We start from the raw sequence: 19,743 nt of genomic DNA, 5'->3' as shown, positions 1-19,743 counted from the left end.
CATGACTGCACCAGAGAAGATTCCCAACGCGGGGAAGAAGGCGAAGGACCTCAACGAGGTCATCCGCTACACCCTGTGGTCCGTCTTCAAGCTGAAGGACGTTCTTCCGGAGGACCGCAGCGGTTACGCCGACGAGGTCCAGGAGCTCTTCGACCAGCTGGCGGCCAAGGACATCACCGTCCGCGGCGCCTACGACGTCTCCGGCCTGCGCGCCGACGCCGACGTCATGATCTGGTGGCACGCCGAGACGGCGGACGAGCTGCAGACCGCCTACAACCTGTTCCGCCGCACCAAGCTGGGCCGCGCGCTGGAGCCGGTGTGGTCGAACATGGCCCTGCACCGCCCGGCCGAGTTCAACAAGTCCCACATCCCGGCCTTCCTGGCCGACGAGGTCGCGCGCGAGTACGTCAGCGTGTACCCCTTCGTACGCAGCTACGACTGGTACCTGCTGCCCGACGAGGACCGCCGCCGCATGCTCGCCGACCACGGCAAGATGGCCCGCGGCTTCCCGGACGTGCGCGCCAACACCGTCGCCTCCTTCTCGCTCGGCGACTACGAGTGGCTGCTGGCCTTCGAGGCCGACGAGCTGTACCGGATCGTCGACCTGATGCGCCACCTGCGCGCCTCCGAGGCCCGTATGCACGTCCGTGAAGAGGTGCCCTTCTACACCGGGCGCCGCAAGTCCGTCGCCGACCTGGTGGCCGGGCTCGCCTGATACCTCCCCTGGGGGGAAGGACCGGAGGACGACCACACCGTTCGGTGAGTTCCTCCGGTGGATCGGGAGGCCCTGCCCCCGAAACGACGCAGCCGGAGATCCCGCCCGGAAGTTCAGACGACTGGCGACAGCAGTGCCCCGGGGGTGGCCCCGCGGGTGCTCGCCGTCCGGTCGTCCAGCGACACCGGTGCGGGCTCCGGATGCGGCGCACACGTGACACGCCAACCCGAGGTGTCACCCGTCAGCAGATACCGCTCCACGTGCCGGTCCACGCAGTCGTTGCGTCCGCCGGCCACGCCGTGCGAGCCGGACCCCTTCTCCGTGACCAGCGCGGCCTGACCGCCGAGCCGCCGCTGGAGCTCCAGCGCGCCCCGGTACGGGGTCGCCCCGTCGCGCTCCGCCGCCACGATCAGGGTGCGGGGGAGCGCCGCCGGCCCCGGCCGCTCCCCGACCGGCACCGGCCGCTGCCGCTCGCGCACGGGCCAGTAGGCGCAGGGCAGGTTCAGGAAGGTGTTGGCCCAGGTCCCGAACGGGGCCGTACGGGCCTGCGCGGTGCCGTCCCGGTCCCAGACGGCCCACTCCCCGGGCCAGGGAGCGTCGTTGCACAGCACCGCCGTGTAGACGGCCGTCGCGTTCTCGGCCTCCGCCGCCCGCGCCGGGTCGGGCGCGGCCTGCCGTACCAGTTCCGCCGGATCGCCCCGCAGGAACGCCGCGAGCGCCGCCGCCCGGTCCGGCCACACGTCGTCGTAGTACGCGGCCCGCAGGTAGGCGGCCCGGAGCTCGCCGGTACCGACCCGGCCGGCGGCGGGCGTACGGGCCAGCGCCTCCCGGACGCGCTCGTAGGAGGCCTGCACGGCCGCCGGGGTGCTGCCGAGGCGGTACACGGAGTGGTGGCGGGCGGCCCAGGAGCGGAAGTCGTACCAGCGGCGCTCGAAGGCGGCGGCCTGGCCGAGCTGTGAGCGGTACCAGATGCCGGCCGGATCGGGATCGACCGCCGAGTCGAACACCATGCGGCGCACGCGGTCCGGGTGGAGGGTGGCGTAGACGGCGCCGAGGTAGGTGCCGTAGGAGCCGCCCATGAAGGTCAGCCGGCGCTCGCCGAGGGCGGCGCGCAGCACGTCCAGGTCGCGGGCGTTGTTCAGCGTCGTGTAGTACGGCAGGGAGGCGCCGGCGCGCCGTGCGCAGCCCTCGGCGTAGGCCCGGGCGGCGGCGACGCGCTGCCGCTTGTACGCGGGGGAGGGCACGGCGGGGACCTGGGTCGGGCCGCTGCGGGCGGCGGGGTCCTGGCAGGACAGCGGGGCGGAGCGGCCGACGCCGCGCGGGGCGTACCCGACGAAGTCGTAGGCGGCGGCGACCCGCCGCCACTCGGGGAGCCCGGCGGCGAGCGGGAAGGCCGTTCCGGACGCCCCGGGCCCGCCGGGATTGCTGACGAGCGCCCCCTGCCTGCGCGCCCCGCCCTCCCCGGTCGCCGGGACCCGGCTGACGGTGAGGACGATCTGCGGCCCGTCGGGGCGCGCGTAGTCGAGCGGCACGCGCAGCCCGGCGCACCGCACGCCGCCGGGCAGGCCCTCGGAGGCGGGGCAGCCGCCGAACACCAGCGGCCCGGCTCCGGCGGGGCGGGTGGCCCCGGCGGCCTCGCCTCCGGCGGGGTGTACGGGCGGAGGGGGCCAGCCGCGGGCCGCAGCGGCGGCGGCGCGGCGGGCCACGAGTTCGGCTCCCGCGGCTTCCGCGGGATCGCCCGCGGCGGGGTGGCCGGGAGGGGCGGCTTCACCGGGGGCCGGGCCTCCGCCCGCCGGGACCTCGACGGCGGCGGCCCGGCGGGCCGTGTGCCCGACGCCGGTGGCTCCGGCAGCCGGACAGGCGGTGACGAGGAGGGCCAGGGCGAAGGCGGCGGCGATGGTGGGGCGGGGCGGGGGCGTGGGCATGAGGGGTCGGCCCTTCGGGTCGTCCGATGAGCCGACTAAACGGTCGGGCGGTGCCCGTGTAAAGGATCGGCGGCCGGTGTCGGCCTCATTGGTCCCGTTGCCCCGGGATCGGCCCCCGGTTGCCGTACCCCAGGGCCGCCCGGAGCCGGGGGTCGCCGACCGCGCGTACGCCCCGTACGGCCACCACGGCCAGTGACTCCTCCCCGCCCTCCTCCTCGTCGTGCTCCTCCTCCAGCGCGAGGAGCAGCCGCTGCCCGGCGGGGGAGGCCCAGGACGAGTGCAGGTGCCCGTCGAAGCGGGCTATCCCGAGACAGCTCAGGGACAGGATCAGCGGCAGCAGGAACCACACCAGGACGATCGTGGCCGACGTCCCCGCGGGTGGGACGGCGAGCGCGGCCGCCGCCATCGCGAGCACCAGCAGGGTGGCCCCCTGGACGGCCCGTACCCCCGCGCCGATGCCGCTCCGTACGCCCTCGCTCAGCGCGAGCCCCGCCTCGCCCAGCCGGTCCGCGAGGTCCCGTACGGCGTCGTCCTCCGCCACCGTGTACCGCAGCGCCGGCACGGGCGACTGACCGTCCGGGCCGAACGCCCCCAGTACCGACCGCTCGTGCGGATCGCGTCCTACGGGATCGACGACCGTCGCCCAGCCCGTGTGGGCGAGCAGCAGCCGCCGCTCGCGCTGCATCGAGAGCAGTGTCAGGTCGGCGACCCGCAGGGGGCCGCCGGCGAGGTAGGCGGCCTCGTACAGGCTCAGGCCGCCGTGGTGGTGGTGCGGGGCGGCGGAGCCCGGCGCGGGCTCCGCCGCCCGGGTGGCGGCCCTCAGGAGACGGGCGCACGACACGAGCACCCCGGCCCAAGCCGCCAGCAGGAACAGGACCCAGAACATGTCCGCTTTCTACAAGCAGATGATGTGCCTGGTCAGGGGGTGCGAACAGCTTGTAATGGGACCGTGATGGGCCGTCAGGAGCTGCTGGAACAGCTGGAGCTGGACGAGCTGCCGCAGCTGGAGCTGCTGCAGCTCGAACTCGAACTGCCGCAACTGGAGCTGCTGCTGGAACAGCTGGAACAGCTGGAGCCGCTGCCGCCGCAACTGCTGCCCGAGGAACCGCAGCCCGACCCCGAGCCGCAGCTCGCTCCGGTCCCGCAGCTCGAACCGCTCCCGCCGTCACCGCCCGCGCACCAGACGATCGGCACGAGGGCCTCGGAGGAGGAGTCGGAGCCGTGCGAGTGGTGCGAGCGGTGCGAGCCCGGCGAGCCGTGCGTACGGCTCCTGGACTGGGCCGCCGCCAGCCGGGTGCTCCGGGCCGCGGGTACCAGCTGCCGGCGCAGGTGCGGGTCCCGCAGACCGCGCAGCCCGGACAGCGAGATCCGCACGTACGGGCTCTGGTCGTGCTGGTACGCGCGGCGCACCGTGAACAGCGCCCGCGCCCCCGCCGGGGTGAGCCGGCTCCTGGCCCGGCGCGCGCCGATCACGCCCATGACGATCCCGCCCGCCAGCGCGGGCAGCACCACCAGGATGAACGGCACCGAGTCCGACAGCACGACCATGCCCACGATGGTCAGCGGGATCGACACCGGGACGAGGACCGCGCACACGACGGCCTGGACCACGCCCCAGCGCCGCCGGGACGGGGCGTGGCCGGGCGGGTTGAGCAGCCCGCGGGCCGCGAGGGCGTCCCCGATCTCCTGTACGGCCGGGTCGCACATGGCCGCGTACCGCACCTGGTACAGCCACCCCGAGGGCGCCGCCTGGTGGGCCCGGAGGACGGCGCGCTCGGCGGGATCGCCGCCCCGCGCCCCGGGCCGTACCTGGACGATGCCGGGACCGCCGGCCACCAGCCGCCCGTCCGAGAGCATGGCGGCGAGCGCGGCGTCCACTACGCCGCCCGGCCCGCCCACCAGGAACGCGGCCTCGGACAGGTCGAGCGGGGCGGCCGGGGAGCCGCCGGACCGGGGCCGGGGGCCGCGCAGCCCGCTCACGAGAAAGAGGGAGGAGGCCAGGACCCCCACCCAGACCACGACGGCCAGCACGTTCGTGAAGCTCATGCCGCCCTCCCCACGAGCGTCCGGGCCCAGCGCACGACACGGCCGGGCGGCCGCACCCCGGCCCGCTCCCGCCACCAGGCGGTGAGCCGCCGCCTCGCCGCCGCATCGGCCGGGAGGTCCCGGATCAGCAGGTGCTCGGCGAAGTCGAGCGCGTCGCGGCGGTAGCCGCCGGTCATCGGGCGGCCCTTGGCGTACGCGAGGAAGGCCTCGCGGTACGGCTCGGCGCCGCCGAGGACCTCCCGCAGTTCGGGCGCCACCCTGGCCACCACGTCGGCCCGCTTGGCGGCCAGCGCCCGGGCCTGCACCCGGACCCGCCGCCGGTCGAAGCCCTCGGGCACGGGCGTCCCGGCCACCAGCGCGGACAGCAGTGCGGCCTGCCCGAGCCCCACCCGGGTCCGGACCGCCCCGGTGACGTCCGGGGAGGCGCCCCGGTGCGCCGCCGGCCCCGCCGCGGCCCCCGCGGCCGCCGGAGCCGGCGCTGCCTCCAGCACGGCGCGGACCGCCGTCAGTTCGGCCGCGAGCTCCGCCTCCGGCGGGAAGTCGTCGTCCCGTTCCAGCAGCACCCCCGGCGGGTCCACGCGTGAGCACAGCCCGGCCAGCACGTCGAGCACCACGGGCGGCACCGGGTGCGCGTGGGTGTCGTGCCACACGCCGTTCTTCTCCACGCCGCCCGCCACGTGCACGTACGCCAGCGCCTCCAGCGGGATCGCGTCCAGCACGGCGGCCGGGTCCTCGCCCCGGTTGACCCGGTTGGTGTGCAGGTTGGCGACGTCGATGAGCAGCCGTACGCCGGTCCGCTCGACCAGCTCGGTCAGGAACTGCCCCTCCGTCAGCTCCTCGTCCGGCCAGGAGACCAGCGCGGCGATGTTCTCCAGCGCCAGCGGCACCGGCAGGGCGTCCTGCGCGATCCGCACGTTCTCGCACAGCACGTCCAGCGCGTCGCGCGTGCGCGGCACCGGCAGCAGGTGGCCGGCCTCCAGGGCGGGCGAGGAGGTCCGTACGAACGCGATGTGCTCGGTGACGAGCGGCGCCCCCAGCGCCACCGCCCGCTCGCCGAGCGCCGCGAGCTTCTCCGGGTCGGGGCGGTCCGCGCCGCCGATGCCGAGCGAGACCCCGTGCGGCACGAGACGGACCCCGCGCTCGCGCAGCCGCACCAGGGAGTCGGGCAGATGGCCCGGGCAGATGTTCTCGGCCACCACCTCGACCCAGTCGAGGCCGGACAGCCGCTCGACGGCGTCCGCGATCTCCGGCCGCCAGCCGATCCCCACTCCCAGTCGTTCCATGGGCTTCATGTCCCCCGCCCCCTTCGTCCGGCCGTGTGCCGATGACATCCGTGTGATGGCCCCGCCGAAGCCGGGCCAATCCGCCGGAGGGGACGTTCAGAGCAACATTTGAGGTTGCGGCCCGGGAGGCTAGAGCCGTGCCCGCAGCGCCGGGTGGTCCGCGACCACGGTGCAGGAGCCGGGTGCGATCTCGGTGAATCCGGCGTCCCGGACCACGGGCAGCCCGCTCCCGCTCAGCTCCGCCCACCGCTCGCGCGGGGCCGTGCGCACGGCCAGGCGGAAGCCGCCGGCCCGCCACAGCCCGCGCTCCGCGCCGGTCAGCTCCCACCAGGCCAGCTGCGCCCCGTGCCCGGCCTGCGCCATCGCCTTGCCCGCCGACATGGCGAGGTCGGGATTCAGCCACAGCACGGGCAGTCCCGGCTCGGTGTCCGGGCCGACCGGTTCGGGGTCGTCGAGGTCCGTGCCGGACACCTGGAGCTTCGCCAGTTCCTTGGGCCAGCCGTCGAGCGGCACCGGCGGGAAGACCCGTACCTCGGACGTGTCGCCGTGCACGGTGACGCCCGGCAGGGTCTCCGCCTTGCGCCACTCCGCCCCGCGAGCCCGCCGGACCACCTTGCGGATCCGCGCGTCCTGCCAGTCCCGCACCGCCTCGGCCCACTCGCCCTCGCCGTGCGCCCGCTCGTCGGAGAGCAGCACGAGCACCGCGCGGGCCGCCGTCTCCAGGGCGTCCGTCCGGCCCGGCGGTACGGTCTTCTCGATCCGGACCACCAGCGGGAGGACGAACTGCGGGGCCTCGTCGCGCAGGGCGTGCTCCTGCCGGAACGGGCTGTCCGCCCCGACCGCGGGTACCTGGGAGGCGTCGTGCGCGTGCTGGCTGCTCATCCGGCCAAGGATGCCAGGCTCCCCCTCCAGGATGATGCCGAGGGTGCCCGGTCACGGCGAAGATCGGCGGCATGGACCTCACCTCCGTCGGCCGCCGCTACGGACCCCGCCGCCCCTGGGTGCTGCGCGGGGTCTCGATGGAGCTGCCGCCCGGCGCCCTCGTACGCATCGAAGGCGGCAACGGGGGCGGCAAGTCCACCCTGCTGCGCCTCGTCGCGGGGATCGACACCCCGAGCGAGGGCCGCATCAGCGGGCGCCCGCGCCGCACGGCCTACGTACCCGAGCGTTTCCCCGCGGCCCTGCCGCTGTCCGCCGAGGCCTACCTGATCCACCTCGGGCGGGTGCACGGGCTGTCGCGGGCCGGGGCGGCCCGGCGGGCGGGGCAGTGGCTGGAGCGGTTCGGGGCGGCCGGGCACGCCCGCACCCCGATGGCCGAACTGTCCAAGGGCACCAGCCAGAAGGTGGCCGTGGCCCAGGCCCTGCTCGCCGAGCCGGGCCTGCTCGTGCTCGACGAGGCCTGGACCGGGCTCGACGCCCCGGCCCGGGCCGAGCTGGACCGGGCCGTCGTCGAACGCACCGCCGCCGGAGCCACCGTGGTCTTCGTCGACCACGACCCGCGGCGGCTCGCGGGCGCCGCCGACGCGCACCACCGCATCCGGGGCGGCGCCCTGACCCCGGTGTCCGGCGCGGCCGGTCCCCTCGTACGGATCCACGCCGCCGCGCCGCCCGGCCAGCAGCTGCCCCCCGGCCTGGCCGGCACGGCCGCTCCCGACGGCGGGGTCCTGCTCACCGTGGAGGCCGGCCGCTCCGACGAGGTGCTGCGCACCCTGCTGACCGCCCGGCCGTCCTGGCACATCCGCGCCGTGGAGGAACCGAAGTGACCGCGCTGCTCCGCTACCAGGGGGCGCTGCTGCTGCGCTCCCAGCGGTGGATCGCCCCGCTGGTCGTGTACGCGGCCTTCGTGGCCGCGGGGATCCGGCCGGGCGATCCCGTGCTGGACTCCCTCGGCTTCGCCGCCGCCGGGCTGGTCCCGGCGGCGGCCTGGCTGGTTCGGATCTGCGTCACCAACGAGCCCGACGCGGCCCGTGACTGCGCGGCCGCCGCGGCCGGTCCCGTACGGGTCCACGCCGCTGCCCTGGCCGTCGCCCTCACCGGATCGCTGCTCGCCGGGGCCGCGGGAGGCGCCGTGGCGCTGCTGCTCGGCGCCCCGGCGGGAGCCGGCGCCGTGCGGGCTGCCCTCGCGGGGGCCGCGGCGGTGGCCGCCTGCGCGCTGACCGGGGCTGCCGTCGGGGCCCTGTGCAGCCGACCGCTGATCCGGCGGCGCGGCTACGCCGTGCTGGCGGGGGCCCTCGGCTCGCTGCTGGCCTGGGTGCTGGCCGGCTCCCCGGCCCGCGTGGCGGTCTCCGCGCTGGTCACGGGCTCGGCGCGGCCTCCGGTGGGGGCCCTGGCGGGAGCGCTGCTGCTGGCGGGCGCCGCGGGTGCGGCGGCCTGCCTCCTCGCCGCCCGGCGCGGGTGATCAGGGCACGGCGACCGGTGACGAGCCGTTCGGTACGAGCAGCCGGGACGCCCCGGTTCCGTCCGCCGGGACCGACCGGATGTCGCTCGCGCGGCCGTCGGCCCCCGGCAGCGCGTAGGCGACGGTCGCGTCGTCCAGCCAGGCCGCCTGGTCGTCGACGCCGTGCGGCTCGGCCAGCGGACGCTCCGTCATGGCCGCCAGGTCCAGGACGTACAGCCGCCAGGGGTCCCGGGGATCGTCGGAGACCTTCTTCTTGAAGGCGACGCGGGTGCCGTCCGGTGACAGGGAGGGGCATTCGACGTTCTCGCGCAGTGCCTTCGCCGACCACTCGCGCAGGTCGCCCTCGACGAGGTGGGTGCGGCCGCCGGTGGAGACGGTGGCGTAGAAGCGGTTGTCGTCGGGGGCGAAGCTGACGCCCCAGTAGTTGACGTCGGGGCTGTGGTGGCGGGCCCCGCCGAGGGTGAGCGGGATCTGTTCCATGGACTTGACGAGGTAGCCGGTGCGCAGGTCCAGGATCGACGTCCGGGTGGAGAAGCCGGAGGCGGCGTACGAGTCGCCGGCCGCGAAGGTCGTCCAGGCGAGGAGCTGCCCCGAGGCGGAGACGCGGGCCCGGTTGGGGACGCCGGGAACGGTCACCCTGCGGACCTCCCGCAGCCGCCGGTCGAGTACGAGGGCCTCCGTCCGGGCGGGGGCGCCGGGCAGCCCGCGCAGGCACAGGGCGTGGTCCCCGGCGGCGTGGAAGCGGTCGCAGGAGGGCCCGCCAGCCACGCGCCCCGGGCCGTCGCCGGCCTGCCGCGCGACCCGCCCGGTGGCCGCGTCGCGGAAGTACAGGCCGGGCTCCGCGATGCCGAACGAGGCCTCGGCACCGGCCTGCCGGAGCGGTGCGGCGCGGTGTCCGGCGTGCAGCACGTAACCGAGCGAGCCGCCCGCGAGGAGGAGTACGGCGGTGAGGACGAGGGCGACGCGCAGCCGCCGCGGGCGGAGGATCATGACGGCTCCACGGGAGGGACGGGGGCGGCGGCAGTGGCGGGGGCGGTGACTGGGGCAGGAGCGGCGGCGGCGGTGGCGGGGGCGGCGGCGGTGCGGGCGGGCAGGACGCGCCGGGCGGCCGCGAGGGCCCCGGCCAGTGCGAGGGCGGCGGCCCAGAGCGCGGGCCGCGGCCCCCAGAAGGTCCACGCCGCCCCGAATCCGGCGGCGCCGAGCAGCCGGGCCAGTGCCTGCCCGGTCTGCAGCACGGCGAGCCCGCCCGCGCGGCCGTGGGCGGGCAGCACGGGCGCGGCGAGCGCCATCAGGACCCCGTCGGTGGCGGCGTAGAAGACGCCCAGGAGGGCCAGTACGCCCACCACGGTCGGCCAGGCGACGGGGGCGAGCAGCAGGCCGTACGCGCCGAGGAGGGCGAGGTGCCCGAGCAGGTAGGCCGCCGCCCGCCCGGTCCGGTCGGCGATCCGGCCCGCGGGGACGGCGAGCAGCAGGTAGACGGCGGCCGCGCCGAGCGGCAGGAGCGTGAACAGGGCGGGCGACAGGTCGAGTCCGCGCAGGAGCAGGAGGTAGAGGAAGGCGTCGCCGATGGTGGTGGCGCCCAGCAGGGCCGCGGCGTACAGGATGCGGCGGAAGGCGGGGTCGCGCAGCGCGGTGCGGCTGGGGGCGGGCCTGCGGGGGGCGGCGGCCCGGGGCACGGACGGGACGTACACGGCGAGCAGGAGCACCCCGAGCAGGCCCGTGCAGAAGCCGACGGCGAACACCGCGTCGTAGGCGTCGGCGGTGGCCCACAGCACGGCGAAGGCGGCGAGCGGGCCGAGCAGGGCGCCGGTGGTGTCCATGGCGCGGTGCACGCCGAAGGAACGGCCCAGCGACTCCGGGGGCCCGCTGAGCGAGATCATGGCGTCCCGCGGCGCGGTGCGGATGCCCTTGCCCAGCCGGTCGGCGGCGAGCGCGGCCGCGATGCCGGCGGTGGCACCGCCCGCGAGGAGCAGGCCGAGCCGGGACAGCGAGGACAGCAGGTAGCCGGCCCCGGCGACCCGCTTGTGGTGGCCGCCGCGGTCGGCGAGCCGCCCGCCGAGCAGCCGTACCAGGGCGGTCGCGCCGCCCAGCATGCCGTCCAGGAAGCCGAACTGGAGGGGGGACAGGCCGAGGCCGAGGACGAGGTAGAGCGGCAGGACCGCCGTGACCATCTCCGAGGAGACGTCGGTGACGAGGCTGACCGTGCCGAGCGCGAGGACGGCGGCGGGGACGCGCCGCCCGGCCCCTGGGGTGCGGGGCGGCGCGTCCGGGCGGCCGTTGGCGGCCAGGTACATCAGTGGCAGCTGTAGGTGGGGCCGGTGTCCTTGACCTGTCCGTCGGTCCCGACGTAACTCCATCCGTAGCCGCTGTCGGTGAAGTCCAGCTTCAGGACGCCGTACGGTCCGCTGATCCGCTTCTGGCTGTTGGGCTGGACCTGTTCGATCGGGTAGGGCTCGGCGCCCCCCATCCCGCCGACGATCTCCACGATCCCGTCGGCGGTCGCCCGGCCCTCGGGGTCCTGCGGGGCGAACCGCTCGTAGTGGTGGTCGTGCCCGTTCAGGACCAAGTCGGCCTTCGCGCCGTACAGGATCTTCCACACCGGCTTGGAGACCGGGTCGTTGCCGTGCCCGCCGGAGGAGAACAGCGGGTGGTGCCAGTAGGCGGCGACGCACTTCTTGCCGTTGGCGGCGAGGTCGGCCTTGAGCCAGTCGATCTGGGCGGCCCGGTCGAAGGAGTTGGAGTCGAGGGCGATGAAGTGCCAGTTGCCCTCGTCGTAGCTGTACCAGCTCTTGCCCTGGGGGAAGGCGATGCTCCCGAAGTACGCCTTGTACCCGGCGAGGGAGCCGGCCGGGTCGTACGTCTCGTGGTTGCCGGGGACCGGCCGGGTCCGGTCCTTGAACGCGCCCCAGCTCTTGTCGTAGTAGGCGCGGTAGTCGGAGAGCCGGGCGTCGTCGTACTGGTTGTCACCCATCGTCAGGTAGAACTTCGGGTCCAGCCGCTGGGCGAGCGCGGCGGTCTTCGGGTGCGCGCAGCCGCTGTCGGAGGCCGTGCACTGCGCGGCGATGTCGCCGGCCGCGACCACCGTGAAGGCGACGCCGGGCTGCGGCCCGCCGGGGACGGTGCCGTACACCTCGGCCTCGAAGAGCGAGTAGCCGTACGAGGTGCCGCGCGCGGTCCCGTACACGCGCAGGTAGCGGCCCTTGCCGGACAGGCCGGTCCAGTCGTCGGTGCCGCCGTTGCCCGCGGACTCGGTGGCGAGCGTGCTCCAGGCGGCGCCGTCGGCGGAGATCTCGACGCGGTAGGCCTTGGCGTAGGCGGCCTCCCAGCTCAGCCGTACCCGGGAGACGGTGGCGGAGGCGCCGAGGTCGACCCGGATCCACTGCGGGTCCTTGCCCTCGGCGCTGGCCCAGCGGGTGGTGGCGCTGCCGTCGAAGGCGTTCTTGGCGCCCAGCGACGAACTCTCGGTGGAGGAGGCGGTCGCGGGCTTCCCGCGCGATATGAGGGGGTCGGCGGCGGACCCGGAGGCTCCGGCCGCCCCGGCCCGTTCGGGCCAGGAGACGAGGAGGCCGCCGGCGAGCGCGAGGACGGCGGCGCCGACGAGCAGGAGGGTGCGGAGTTTGGTGCGGAAGGTCTTCAGGTGCATACCTGGACTCCCTGGCCTTGGGGGCGGCGAGAGCTGGACACCGGTGCGGGACGCCGCGCCCCGGCCCGCGGGCGGGCAGGAGGCGGCGCCTGGCGGCCGGGTCAGAGCTCTCACTGAGCGCGTCATGCCGAGGGGGGAACCGGCACCGCGCCAAGCCGCCGCCGCGGACACTAACAGGAAGGAAAGTTTCCTACCAGTGTCCCGGCGGGCCTACTTCCCGATCAGCTCGGAGACCTTCACGAAGCGGTAGCCCCGCTTGCGCAGCTCCGGGACGATCTTCTGGATGGCCTCTTCCGTGACGGGGGCCGCGCTGCGCGTGCAGTGCATGACCACCACCGAGCCCGGCTTCACCCCGGCGAGCACCTGTTCGGCCACCGCCGCGGGGTCCTTCGCGAAGGCGTCCCCGCTCACCACGTCCCACTGGACCGCCGTGACCCTCGCCGTGGACAGGGCGCGCAGCGCGGCGTCGTCGTAGCAGCCGCCCGGGAAGCGGAAGTAGGGGACGGTGTTGACCGCGCCCGCCTTGCGGAACGCCTCGAAGGCCCGGTCCACGTCGGCCCGGGCGGCGGCCTCGTCGAGCGCCGGCAGCCCGTAGCAGGGGGACTTGAAGGCGTGGTGGCTGTAGGAGTGGTTCGCGATCTCGAAGTTCGGGTCGGTGCCGATGGACTTCGCCTGGTCCGGGTACTCCTCGGCCCAGCGGCCCGTCATGAAGATCGTCGAGGGCACCTTGAGGGCGCGCAGCGTGGAGATCAGCTGGGGGTTGTCGAAGTGCTCGCCGGCGTCGGCGCGCGGACCCTGATCGGAGGTCATGTCGGCGTCGAAGGTCAGGGCGACGGTCTTCTCGGTGTGCTGCTTCGCACGCTCGAACACCGGGGTCAGACCGTTCGGGCCGGGCGCCAGCACCGGGGCCTTGGCGGGGGCTCCGGCCGGCGGGGAGGCCGGGGAGGAGGCGGCCGCCGAGGCGGCCCCCGAGGGGCCGGCGGCCGGCGCGGACGCCGCGGGGGTGCCCATGCGGGCCTGGGAACCGGTGCCGGCCGTACCGGTGGAGCCCCCGCACCCCGAGAGGCAGGCGCCGAGGGCGGCACCGAGGGCGGCCGCGACCGCCGCTTTGCGCACAGAAATGGTCACGCAGGCAAAATATATGACTATGTGGTGAGTGGCCGTCTGCGGCACTCCCGCCCGCCGAAGTCACCCTTCCGGCAGACGGCGGCCGGGGTCGCGGGGTCAGTGCCGCCAGGGCCCGGTCACCGCGAACGTCGTCCCGGGCGCGTACTGGTTGACGTACATCGTCCGCAGGCCGGGCGAGAAGGTGACCCCGGCGAACTCCCCGTACTCCGCGGGGCCTCCGGGCTGTCCGGCGTCCTCCGCGTTGCGGGCCACCGGGTAGACCTCGCCGCTCCGCGTCACACCGAAGACGTACTGGTCCCCGCCGCCGTCCTCGCACACCATCAGGCCGCCGTCCGGAGCCAGGCAGATGTTGTCCGGGGAGTCCCCGGGCAGCGCCACGTCCGAGGCCGGCCCGAAGCGCACCTCCAGCCGGACCGTGCCGCGCACCGGGTCGTGGAACCACACCTGGCCGTGGTGGTCGGCCGCCGAGCCCTCCCCGCTGCGGGCGAAGCTGGAGACGAAGTGGACCCCGCCGAGGGGCCCGCCGCCCCAGTAGCAGCCCTCCAGCTTCTGCGCGTGCGTGATCCCGCCCGGCCCGAAGTCCTGGTGGCGGACCGGGGTACCGGCCGCCGAGGGATCCGGAACCGGCACCCATTCCACCGGGAACTCCGCCCCGGGCTCCTCCACCACCGACAGGTCCGGCAGGCCGGGCACCCGCATGGCCTCCAGCAGGCCCCCGGCCCGCAGCGAGCCGAGTCCGCCGAGCGGCCGCTCCGGCAGGAAGCGGTAGAACAGCCCGAACGGCCGCACGAAGGCGTCCTCGGTCAGGTAGACCGCCCCCCGGTACGGGTCCACGGCGACGGCCTCGTGCGCGAACCGCCCCAGCGCGGTCAGCGGAACGGCGCCCGAGCGCAGCGGGTCGGCGGGGTCCACCTCGAAGACGTAGCCGTGGTCCCGGGTGTAACCGGAGGCGCCCGCCCGGTCCTCGGTCTCCTCGCAGCTCAGCCAGGTGTTCCAGGGGGTGCGGCCGCCCGCGCAGTTGACGGCCGTGCCGGCCAGCGCGACCCGCTCGGCCGTGACCCGCCCGTCCGGGCCGAGTTCCAGGACCGTGCAGCCGCCGAGCCCCTGGGGGTCGTACGTCATCCCCGGGACGGCGGGCACCCGCAGCGCGGCGCCGGCCCGGTTCTCGTGGTTGCGCACCAGCCGCACGCGCCCGCCCCCGGCGCCGAAGGCGGCCATGCCGTCGCAGTGGGCGGGGACGGCGCCCTCGCCGGAGCGCAGCGGGTCCCCGGCGCGCGAGAGCACCCGGTAGGAGAACCCGGCCGGCAGGTCGAGGAGCCCGCGCGGGTCGGGCAGCAGCGGCCCGTACCCCCGCTCGCGCGCCCGGGCGGTCCCGGCGTCGCCGGTGAACAGGGCTCCGAGGGCGCCGCTGAAGGCGATCCCGCCGGCGGCGAGCAGACTGCGTCGGGTGACGGACATCGGCAACTCCCGGCGGTGGCGCAGGACATGTGACCGGGTCGTCCTACCACGCGTCCCGCCGGGCGGCCCGCCGCCGCGAGCCACCGGCCCGCCCGGTCACCCGGGTGGGCTGCCGACGGCGTCCCGGCGCAGCCGCGGCCGCCGCCGGATCCGGTGCCCCGGTGGCGGCCGCGAGGTGCCGGGAACGGCGTCAGGCGAGCTTCGCGCTCAGGGTGATCGTCGTACCGGTCAGGGCCTGGCTGACCGGGCAGTTCTTCTTGGCGTCCTCGGCCGCGGCGACGAAGGCGTCGTTGTCGATGCCCGGGACCTCGCCCTCCACCGTGAGGTGGATGCCCGTGATGCCCTCGCCGGGCTGGAAGGTGACGTCGGCCTTGGTCTCCAGCTTGGTGGGCGGGGTGCCCTTGCCCGCGAGGCCGTGCGACAGCGCCATCGAGAAGCAGCTGGAGTGGGCGGCGGCGATCAGCTCTTCCGGGCTGGTCTTGCCGTTCGCGGCCTCGGCACGGGAGGGCCAGGAGACGTCGAACGAGCCCTGCCCGGAGGAGTCGAGGGTGACCTGACCCTTGCCCTCCAGCAGGTTCCCTTCCCAAACGGTGTGCGCGTGGCGTGTGGTGGCCATGGTGGATCCCTTCGCAGAAGTGGGAACGGCCGGGGACCCCGAAGGACCCGGCGGCCACCAACCTACTGGGACACCAGGGGCTTTGCGTCGCGTGCCAGCGCGGTGAGCCGCGAGATGGCGCGGAAGTACTTCTTGCGGTAGCCGCCGTTCAGCATCTCTTCACTGAACAGGCGGTCGAAGGCGACACCCGAGGCGAGCACGGGTATCTCACGGTCGTACAGCCGGTCCGCCAGGACCACCAGCCGCAGCGCCGTCGACTGGTCCGGCACCGCGCCCACGTCGGTCAGGCAGACCGCCGTGATCCCGTCGGTCAGCGCGCCGTAGCGGCTCGGGTGGACCCTCGCCAGGTGCTCCAGGAGGTGCGGGAAGTCGTCGAGGCTCGCGCCCGGGGTCGCGTACGCGGCCTTGGCGACCTGCTCGTCGGAGAACGGCGCCGGGGCCTCGGGCAGGCCGCGGTGGCGGTAGTCCTGGCCGTCGATGCGCAGCGGCCGGAAGTGCGCCGACAGGCCCTGGATCTCCCGCAGGAAGTCGGCGGCGGCGAACCGGCCCTCGCCGAGCTTGCCGGGCAGGGTGTTGGAGGTCGCCGCCAGCGCCACGCCCTGCTCGACGAGGCGGCTGAGGAGCGAGGACACCAGGACGGTGTCGCCCGGGTCGTCCAGCTCGAATTCGTCGATGCACAGCAGCCGGTGCCCGCCCAGGGTCTGCACGGTCTGCTGGAAGCCGAGCGCGCCGACCAGGTTCGTCAGCTCCACGAAGGTGCCGAAGGCCTTGAGTGCCGGCTCGGCCGGGGTGGCGTGCCACAGGGAGGCCAGCAGGTGGGTCTTGCCGACGCCGTAGCCGCCGTCGAGGTAGACCCCGCGCGGGGCGGCCGCCGTGTTCTTCGGGGCCCTGGAGAACCAGCGCTTCTTCGCGGCGCCGCTCGCGTGCGCCCCGCCCAGCCCCGCGGCGAAGCCGCTGAGCACGGTGACGGCCTCGGCCTGGCTCGGCTGGGTCGGGTCCGGGACGTACGTGTCGAAGCGCACCGAGTCGAAACGCGGCGGCGGGACCATCTCGGCCACCAGCCGTTCGGCGGGTACGTGCGGCTCGCGGGCGCACAGTGCCTGCGGGCCCGCGTCGGCTATCGGGGGCCGGGAGGCGGAACCGGGGGCGGAGAGTGATGTCGGCACAGCCCTTAACTCTACGGGGCGTGTCAGACTGCACCGATGCGACGCCTGCTCCCTGTGACCGATCAGACACCCGCCTCCCCGGAGGTCCCGGCCGACAGGGAGTGGTCCCTCGACGAGCTCGCGGAGGCCTACGCGTACCCCGCGCTCGGCCCGGGAGAGCACTGGCTGCGGGCGAACATGGTCTCCACCCTGGACGGGGCAGGCCAGCACGACGGCCGCTCACAGCCCATCTCCGGCGAGACCGACATGCGGATCTTCGGCACCCTGCGGGCCCTGGCCGACGTGGTGGTCGTCGGAGCGGAAACGGTTCGCCAGGAGGGCTACCGCCCGGCCCGGGCCCGGGAGGCCTTCGCGGCCCGCCGCGCGGCCGCCGGACAGGGCCCCGCCCCGGTCGTCGCGGTGGTCACCGCGAGCATGGACCTGGACTTCACGCTGCCGCTGTTCACCTCCCCGCTGGTGCCCACCCTGGTGCTCACCGGCGCCGCCGCGCCCGCCGGGCGGGTGGCCGAGGCGGCCGCGAGCGGGGCGGAGGTCGTGGTGGCGGGCGAGGGCGCCCGTGTGGACGCGGCCCGCGTCGTACGGGAGCTCGCCGCGCGGGGCCTGCGCCGCCAGCTCACGGAGGGCGGACCGAGGCTCCTGGGCCAGTTCGTGGCCGCCGACGTCCTCGACGAGCTGTGCCTGACGATCTCCCCGTTGCTCACCGCCGGTGATGCTCAGCGCATCGCCGGAGGGCCTTCCGTCACGGTTCCGCACCGGCTCGCGCCCGCCTGCGTACTGGAGGAGGCCGGGTTCCTGTTCACGCGTTACCGTCGGATCTGAACAAAGGCGGAATTTCTCGTTCCACTTAGCTTCCGCAGGGCACATTCCTGGGCACGTATATCTGCGTATGGCCCCGCGAGGGAGCGGGGCAGGATGGTTTCCGCAGGGGGCCGGCCGGCGGGCCTCGGCCCATGAAGGAGAGGGCGTCCGTGTTCACGAGCGTATTGATGATCGAGCAGCCCCTGACCGCGGTGGACGTGGACTTCGTCACCACCCTGCACGGGGACGACTCGGTCTCCTTCGTCGTCCTCATGCAACCCCGTGGCGACCAGGACCGACTGCTGCGCGCCATCGACGACGTAGCGCTCGGTGAGCTTCCCGAGGCCATCCACGAGGGCGACGAACCCGAGGGCGACGCCGCGCGGGGCCCAGCCGAGCAGGCGCTGGCGTACTCGATGGAGGCCCTGAGAAAGAAGGGCGCCAACGTCATCGGACAGATCATCGAGCGCCACCCGCTCGACAAACTGAAGTCGGTGGTGGAGGAGACCGGCGCCGACGAGGTGATCGTCCTGACCGCCCCGCACTTCGTGGAGGAGTTCTTCCACCGGGACTGGGCGTCCCGGGCCCGTCACAAGGTGGGCGTTCCGGTGCTCAAGCTCTTCGCCCACAACGAATAGGCTGGGGTCCGCAGGGCCCAGCCCGCAGAACCACCGCAGCAACCGCACAGCACCACACCGAGCACTCGATCCTGGAGCGACCTGAATGAAGCCCGGCCTGCCGACCGCGATGGAACGGCCCCACTTCATCGGCATCGGCGGCGCCGGCATGTCCGGCATCGCGAAGATCCTCGCCCAGCGCGGCGCCGAGGTGGCCGGCAGCGACTCACGGGACTCCGAGACCGCCCAGGCGCTGCGCGCCCACGGGGCCACGGTCCACATCGGACACGCCGCCGGTCACCTCGCCGAGGACTCCACCTGCGTGGTCGTCTCCAGCGCCATCCGTGCCGACAACCCGGAGCTGGCCCGCGCCGCTGAGCTCGGCATCCCCGTCGTGCACCGCTCCGACGCCCTCGCCGGCCTGATGGACGGGCTGCGGCCGATCGCGGTCGCCGGCACCCACGGCAAGACCACCACCACCTCGATGCTGGCCGTCTCCCTGTCCGCCCTCGGCCTGGACCCCTCGTACGCCATCGGCGGCGACCTGGACGCCCCCGGCTCCAACGCCCACCACGGCGAGGGCGACATCTTCGTCGCCGAGGCGGACGAGAGCGACCGCAGCTTCCACAAGTACGCCCCGCAGGTCGCGATCATCCTCAACGCGGAGCTCGACCACCACGCGAACTACGCGTCGATGGACGAGATCCACGAGTCCTTCGAGACCTTCGTCGGCAAGATCGTGCCCGGCGGCACCCTCGTCGTCGCCCACGGCCAGGAGGGCGCCGCCGAGATCGCCCGCCGCGTCGCCGGCCGCGAGGGCCTCACCGTCGTCACGTACGGCGAGGAGCCCGACGCCGACGTACGCATCACCAAGATCACCCCGCGCGGCCTGACCAGCGAGGTCACCGTCGTCATCGACGGCCGCATGCTCACCTTCACCGTCTCCGTGCCGGGCCGCCACTACGCGCACAACGCCGTCGCGGCCCTCGCCGCCGGTGTCGCCCTCGGCGTCCCCGCGCACAACCTGGCCTCCGCGCTCGGCAAGTACACCGGCGTCAAGCGCCGCCTCCAGCTCAAGGGCGAGGCGGCCGGCGTGCAGGTCATCGACTCGTACGCGCACCACCCGACGGAGATGACCGCCGACCTGGAGGCCATCCGCGGCGCCGCCGGGGACTCCCGCATCCTGGTCGTCTTCCAGCCCCACCTCTTCTCCCGCACCCAGGAACTGGGCAAGGAGATGGGCCAGTCCCTCTCCCTGGCCGACGCCTCCGTGGTCCTGGACATCTACCCGGCCCGCGAGGACCCGATCCCGGGCGTCACCAGCGAGATCATCATCGCCGCCGCCCGCGCCGCCGGCGCCGACGTCACCGCCGAGCACTCCAAGGAAGCCGTCGCCGACGTCATCGCGGGAATGGCCAAGCCCGGCGATCTCGTTCTCACGATGGGCGCGGGTGACGTCACGGATCTGGGACCGCAGATCCTCGCCCGCCTGTCGAGCTGAGGGAGCGGGAACGCCATGTCGTACGAGGTCCAGAAGACGGACGAGCAGTGGCAGGCCGAGCTGACCCCGTCCGAGTACCAGGTGCTCCGCCTCGCGGGCACCGAGCCGGCCTTCCGCGGTGAGTACACCGACACCAAGACGGAGGGCGTCTACTCCTGTCGCGGCTGCGGTGCCGAACTGTTCCGTTCCTCGGAGAAGTTCGAATCGCACTGCGGCTGGCCGTCGTTCTTCGACCCGAAGGACAGCGAGGCCGTCGAACTCCTCGCCGACACCTCCCACGGCATGGTCCGTACGGAGGTCCGCTGCGCGAAGTGCGGCTCCCACCTGGGCCACGTCTTCGAGGGCGAGGGCTACCCGACCCCCACGGACCAGCGCTACTGCATCAACTCGATCTCCCTGCGGCTGAAGCCGAACGAGGGCTGACGGCCGCCTTGGGCCCCGGACACCGA

Annotated in this window: 19 protein-coding genes; 7 read left to right on the top strand and 12 right to left on the bottom strand. The window is 74.7% G+C overall.

Going from position 1 to position 19,743, the window contains the following annotated elements:
• Window position 1: 1 nt before the first annotated feature.
• Window positions 2-715, top strand: coding sequence for a hydrogen peroxide-dependent heme synthase (gene hemQ, locus ACZ6Y1_RS12595; RefSeq protein WP_376656955.1), 714 nt, complete (start codon window positions 2-4; stop codon window positions 713-715).
• A gap of 113 nt (window positions 716-828) precedes the next feature.
• On the opposite strand, the gene ACZ6Y1_RS12590 is transcribed toward hemQ, so the two are convergent.
• From ACZ6Y1_RS12590 to ACZ6Y1_RS12570, 5 genes are all read right to left on the bottom strand, one after another.
• Window positions 829-2,640 carry an alpha/beta hydrolase gene (locus ACZ6Y1_RS12590; RefSeq protein ID WP_469626837.1) on the bottom strand — a complete coding sequence of 604 codons (1,812 nt, stop codon included), beginning with the start codon at window positions 2,638-2,640 and terminating at the stop codon, window positions 829-831.
• An 85-nt stretch (window positions 2,641-2,725) separates the two neighbouring features.
• Window positions 2,726-3,526 (bottom strand): TIGR04222 domain-containing membrane protein, encoded by an 801-nt coding sequence (locus ACZ6Y1_RS12585; RefSeq protein WP_469626834.1) that lies wholly within the window; start codon window positions 3,524-3,526, stop codon window positions 2,726-2,728.
• A 74-nt stretch (window positions 3,527-3,600) separates the two neighbouring features.
• Complete coding sequence (locus tag ACZ6Y1_RS12580) at window positions 3,601-4,686, bottom strand: TIGR04222 domain-containing membrane protein (RefSeq protein WP_469626831.1); 1,086 nt, start codon at window positions 4,684-4,686, stop codon at window positions 3,601-3,603.
• Window positions 4,683-5,978: an MbnB/TglH/ChrH family RiPP precursor modification enzyme gene (locus ACZ6Y1_RS12575; protein ID WP_469626827.1), complete on the bottom strand. Its 1,296-nt coding sequence runs from the start codon at window positions 5,976-5,978 to the stop codon at window positions 4,683-4,685. The genes ACZ6Y1_RS12580 and ACZ6Y1_RS12575 overlap by 4 nt, the downstream gene beginning before the upstream one ends.
• A gap of 120 nt (window positions 5,979-6,098) precedes the next feature.
• Complete coding sequence (locus tag ACZ6Y1_RS12570; protein WP_469626824.1) at window positions 6,099-6,851, bottom strand: peptidyl-tRNA hydrolase; 753 nt, start codon at window positions 6,849-6,851, stop codon at window positions 6,099-6,101.
• Between the two features lie 71 nt (window positions 6,852-6,922).
• On the opposite strand from ACZ6Y1_RS12570, the gene ACZ6Y1_RS12565 reads away from it, so the two are divergent.
• Both ACZ6Y1_RS12565 and ACZ6Y1_RS12560 read left to right on the top strand, forming a co-directional pair.
• Entirely contained in the window at window positions 6,923-7,732 is an 810-nt protein-coding gene (locus tag ACZ6Y1_RS12565; protein WP_469626821.1) for an ATP-binding cassette domain-containing protein, read from the top strand.
• A complete protein-coding gene (locus ACZ6Y1_RS12560; RefSeq protein ID WP_469626817.1) occupies window positions 7,729-8,367 on the top strand; it encodes an ABC transporter in 639 nt (212 codons plus the stop codon). The genes ACZ6Y1_RS12565 and ACZ6Y1_RS12560 overlap by 4 nt, the downstream gene beginning before the upstream one ends.
• Here ACZ6Y1_RS12560 and ACZ6Y1_RS12555 read toward each other — a convergent pair whose 3' ends face one another.
• The 7 genes from ACZ6Y1_RS12555 to zapE all read right to left on the bottom strand — a co-directional run bounded on the left by ACZ6Y1_RS12555 (window position 8,368) and on the right by zapE (window position 16,378).
• Window positions 8,368-9,357, bottom strand: coding sequence for a hypothetical protein (locus ACZ6Y1_RS12555; RefSeq protein WP_469626814.1), 990 nt, complete (start codon window positions 9,355-9,357; stop codon window positions 8,368-8,370).
• Window positions 9,354-10,661 (bottom strand): MFS transporter, encoded by a 1,308-nt coding sequence (locus ACZ6Y1_RS12550; RefSeq protein ID WP_469626811.1) that lies wholly within the window; start codon window positions 10,659-10,661, stop codon window positions 9,354-9,356. Before ACZ6Y1_RS12550 ends, ACZ6Y1_RS12555 begins: the two co-directional genes overlap by 4 nt.
• The gene (locus tag ACZ6Y1_RS12545; protein WP_469626808.1) at window positions 10,661-12,010 is read right to left on the bottom strand and encodes a discoidin domain-containing protein; all 1,350 of its coding nucleotides are present in this window, start codon (window positions 12,008-12,010) and stop codon (window positions 10,661-10,663) included. Before ACZ6Y1_RS12545 ends, ACZ6Y1_RS12550 begins: the two co-directional genes overlap by 1 nt.
• A 210-nt stretch (window positions 12,011-12,220) precedes the next feature.
• Window positions 12,221-13,138 (bottom strand): polysaccharide deacetylase family protein, encoded by a 918-nt coding sequence (locus tag ACZ6Y1_RS12540; protein WP_469626805.1) that lies wholly within the window; start codon window positions 13,136-13,138, stop codon window positions 12,221-12,223.
• Window positions 13,139-13,234: 96 nt separating this feature from the next.
• The gene (locus ACZ6Y1_RS12535) at window positions 13,235-14,596 is read right to left on the bottom strand and encodes an alkaline phosphatase PhoX (RefSeq protein ID WP_469626802.1); all 1,362 of its coding nucleotides are present in this window, start codon (window positions 14,594-14,596) and stop codon (window positions 13,235-13,237) included.
• A 190-nt stretch (window positions 14,597-14,786) separates the two neighbouring features.
• On the bottom strand, window positions 14,787-15,212 hold the full coding sequence (locus tag ACZ6Y1_RS12530; protein ID WP_376656940.1) for an OsmC family protein: 426 nt from the start codon (window positions 15,210-15,212) through the stop codon (window positions 14,787-14,789).
• A gap of 62 nt (window positions 15,213-15,274) precedes the next feature.
• Window positions 15,275-16,378 carry a cell division protein ZapE gene (gene zapE, locus ACZ6Y1_RS12525; protein ID WP_469626799.1) on the bottom strand — a complete coding sequence of 368 codons (1,104 nt, stop codon included), beginning with the start codon at window positions 16,376-16,378 and terminating at the stop codon, window positions 15,275-15,277.
• 36 nt (window positions 16,379-16,414) lie between these two features.
• On the opposite strand from zapE, the gene ACZ6Y1_RS12520 reads away from it, so the two are divergent.
• From ACZ6Y1_RS12520 to msrB, 4 genes are all read left to right on the top strand, one after another.
• Complete coding sequence (locus ACZ6Y1_RS12520) at window positions 16,415-17,197, top strand: pyrimidine reductase family protein (protein WP_469626796.1); 783 nt, start codon at window positions 16,415-16,417, stop codon at window positions 17,195-17,197.
• Between the two features lie 149 nt (window positions 17,198-17,346).
• Entirely contained in the window at window positions 17,347-17,814 is a 468-nt protein-coding gene (locus ACZ6Y1_RS12515) for an indole-3-glycerol phosphate synthase (protein WP_469626792.1), read from the top strand.
• Between the two features lie 85 nt (window positions 17,815-17,899).
• On the top strand, window positions 17,900-19,294 hold the full coding sequence (gene murC, locus ACZ6Y1_RS12510; protein WP_469626789.1) for a UDP-N-acetylmuramate--L-alanine ligase: 1,395 nt from the start codon (window positions 17,900-17,902) through the stop codon (window positions 19,292-19,294).
• Window positions 19,295-19,309: 15 nt separating this feature from the next.
• Complete coding sequence (gene msrB, locus ACZ6Y1_RS12505; protein WP_469626785.1) at window positions 19,310-19,717, top strand: peptide-methionine (R)-S-oxide reductase MsrB; 408 nt, start codon at window positions 19,310-19,312, stop codon at window positions 19,715-19,717.
• The last annotated feature ends 26 nt before the right edge of the window (window positions 19,718-19,743 follow it).

The organism is Streptomyces sp. NPDC053432, from assembly GCF_055585365.1.
This window is presented reverse-complemented; position numbering and strand designations above follow the sequence as displayed.

What these genes read in the sequence shown, in the direction of transcription:
- ACZ6Y1_RS12535 (WP_469626802.1), bottom strand. Translation starts at nt 14,596, where the DNA reads ATGTCCGTCACCCGACGCAGTCTGCTCGCCGCCGGCGGGATCGCCTTC.
- ACZ6Y1_RS12545 (WP_469626808.1), bottom strand. Translation starts at nt 12,010, where the DNA reads ATGCACCTGAAGACCTTCCGCACCAAACTCCGCACCCTCCTGCTCGTC.
- ACZ6Y1_RS12530 (WP_376656940.1), bottom strand. Translation starts at nt 15,212, where the DNA reads ATGGCCACCACACGCCACGCGCACACCGTTTGGGAAGGGAACCTGCTG.
- ACZ6Y1_RS12570 (WP_469626824.1), bottom strand. Translation starts at nt 6,851, where the DNA reads ATGAGCAGCCAGCACGCGCACGACGCCTCCCAGGTACCCGCGGTCGGG.
- ACZ6Y1_RS12520 (WP_469626796.1), top strand. Translation starts at nt 16,415, where the DNA reads ATGCGACGCCTGCTCCCTGTGACCGATCAGACACCCGCCTCCCCGGAG.
- ACZ6Y1_RS12555 (WP_469626814.1), bottom strand. Translation starts at nt 9,357, where the DNA reads ATGATCCTCCGCCCGCGGCGGCTGCGCGTCGCCCTCGTCCTCACCGCC.
- ACZ6Y1_RS12580 (WP_469626831.1), bottom strand. Translation starts at nt 4,686, where the DNA reads ATGAGCTTCACGAACGTGCTGGCCGTCGTGGTCTGGGTGGGGGTCCTG.
- murC (WP_469626789.1), top strand. Translation starts at nt 17,900, where the DNA reads ATGAAGCCCGGCCTGCCGACCGCGATGGAACGGCCCCACTTCATCGGC.
- ACZ6Y1_RS12550 (WP_469626811.1), bottom strand. Translation starts at nt 10,661, where the DNA reads ATGTACCTGGCCGCCAACGGCCGCCCGGACGCGCCGCCCCGCACCCCA.
- ACZ6Y1_RS12565 (WP_469626821.1), top strand. Translation starts at nt 6,923, where the DNA reads ATGGACCTCACCTCCGTCGGCCGCCGCTACGGACCCCGCCGCCCCTGG.
- msrB (WP_469626785.1), top strand. Translation starts at nt 19,310, where the DNA reads ATGTCGTACGAGGTCCAGAAGACGGACGAGCAGTGGCAGGCCGAGCTG.
- ACZ6Y1_RS12590 (WP_469626837.1), bottom strand. Translation starts at nt 2,640, where the DNA reads ATGCCCACGCCCCCGCCCCGCCCCACCATCGCCGCCGCCTTCGCCCTG.
- ACZ6Y1_RS12585 (WP_469626834.1), bottom strand. Translation starts at nt 3,526, where the DNA reads ATGTTCTGGGTCCTGTTCCTGCTGGCGGCTTGGGCCGGGGTGCTCGTG.
- ACZ6Y1_RS12575 (WP_469626827.1), bottom strand. Translation starts at nt 5,978, where the DNA reads ATGAAGCCCATGGAACGACTGGGAGTGGGGATCGGCTGGCGGCCGGAG.
- hemQ (WP_376656955.1), top strand. Translation starts at nt 2, where the DNA reads ATGACTGCACCAGAGAAGATTCCCAACGCGGGGAAGAAGGCGAAGGAC.